Source organism: Allomuricauda sp. TY007, from assembly GCF_010468565.1.
GTDB lineage: Bacteria > Bacteroidota > Bacteroidia > Flavobacteriales > Flavobacteriaceae > Flagellimonas.
The window spans coordinates 1-520 of the sequence record NZ_WUEG01000057.1 but is presented as its reverse complement, the minus strand read 5'-3'; the positions used below and the strand labels follow the sequence as shown (position 1 = coordinate 520).

At 54.0% G+C, this 520-nt stretch carries 1 protein-coding gene; it reads right to left on the bottom strand.

The features are described from left to right. On the bottom strand, positions 1 to 520 hold a 520-nt coding region (locus GO009_RS17410; protein WP_163627973.1), incomplete at both ends, for an aminotransferase class V-fold PLP-dependent enzyme.

The window sequence follows — 520 nt, the reverse complement described above, 5'->3', positions numbered from 1 at the left end:
ATGGTCTTCGCCAGACCTTTGTGGTCGACCAGCTCACCGGTCACGTTCGAACATGCGGTGAATGCGCCTATTTTATGGGCTCGGTCCTTGTATTTCCACAAAAGATCAGCCAACCTGTCCGGACAGGGCATCATATTTTCCACGGGAGGAACGATCACCACATCGGCCATGGTTTCCTGCCAGGACACCTGGTTGGAGTGGTGTTCCATGTGGGTGACGAACACCACGGGCACCTCCCTTGGGTCGGACGGCCGTGGCCCTTTGAGGCCCATAATCCGTTGTAATCGGGCCAATGCCCCCGTCATACCGTTGCCCGTGGTCACCAAGACATCATCCCCATCGGCATTCACATGTTTTTTGATGCGATCCCGAGCCTCCATATAGAGATTGGAGGTCACTTTCCCCGTCTCGCTTGAATAGGAATGTGTATTGGCAAGATAGGGGCCCAGGTCATCCATGAGCTTCTCCTCTATGGGTCGGTATAACCTTCCGGTGGCGATCCAATCGGCATACAAAATTT